The following is a 1,029-nucleotide window of genomic DNA, read 5'->3' on the forward strand; positions in this document are numbered from 1 at the left end:
AGGACCACGACGGCGCGTTGTCCGCGCGGCAAGCCCTCGAGCGCGGCCAGCAGGTCGTTGCGGGCGTCGGCGTCGGGAGCGTGCCCGGGCCCCTCGGGCAGGTCGCCGGTCGGCCGTTCGCCACGCCACTTCCGCCGCCACCACGAGATGTACGTCGTGAACATGACCCGGCGCACGTAGGGCTCGAACCCGTCGATGCCGACCCGGTCGAACGCGCGCCACGACTTCGCCAGCGCGGTCTGCACGAGGTCCTCGGCCAGCTGGTGGTCGCCGGTGAGCAACCACGCGGATCGCCACAACGCGCTGCCCCGGGCGCTGACGAACGCGTCGAAACCGTCAGTGCTGTCGGGACTGTCCGCACCCACGGAGTCCACGCCTGCCTGCGGCATCGGCCCGTCCACCACCGTTCGCTCCATGAACACCCCTCTCACCAGTCCAAAGCGGCGGGAGGTGAGCAAAGGTTGTCAGGCCTGGCGATCCTTGTCGCCCGAGTCGTCCAGCGAGTCGCCTGCCGAGTCGCCTGCCGAGTCGCCTGCCGAGCGGTGCAGCCAGCCCCTCATGTGGGCGGGACCGCCGCCGTGGTGCGAGCCGAGGTGGCCGTAGTTGCCGACGTGCTCGACCCATGCGGGCGTCTCGTGCTGACGGGGGCCGCGCAACACCGCGGCCAACAGGCCGAGGGCACCGGCGACCAGCCACGGCAGCGGCAGGATCCAGCGGGCGTTGTCCAGCTGGACGGTGTCGCTGATGAGCAGCGCCCACACGATGACCAGTCCGACGAAGGCGGTGCCCATCACCAGGTGTCCGGTGTTCACGGCGTGGCGACCGGACGGCCGGGCCGGGGGCTTGCGGTCCTCGCGGGGCCGCTCGATCGGATCGAAGACGTCGTCGGTGCTCATGCTGCGTCCTTCTCGCTGTGGATCTCGATCTGGCCGAGGAACACCTCGGCGTTGATCGTGAGGGTCGGTTCGCTGGCGTCGCCGAAGATGCGCCGGTCGTCGTTCTCGGACTTGTGGCCGAAGAGGATCGCCT

2 protein-coding genes are annotated in these 1,029 nt (G+C 70.5%); both read right to left on the reverse strand.

Annotation, left to right across the window (positions count from 1 at the left end; translation table 11 throughout):
• On the reverse strand, positions 1 to 416 hold a 416-nt coding region (locus ACOADB_RS13205), incomplete at its 3' end, for a SigE family RNA polymerase sigma factor (RefSeq protein ID WP_378599232.1).
• A 48-nt stretch (positions 417 to 464) separates the two neighbouring features.
• Entirely contained in the window at positions 465 to 896 is a 432-nt protein-coding gene (locus tag ACOADB_RS13210) for a hypothetical protein (protein ID WP_378599234.1), read from the reverse strand.
• Positions 897 to 1,029 lie beyond the last annotated feature (133 nt).

It is taken from the genome of Nocardioides sp. CPCC 206348 (genome assembly GCF_048654705.1).
GTDB lineage: Bacteria > Actinomycetota > Actinomycetes > Propionibacteriales > Nocardioidaceae > Nocardioides.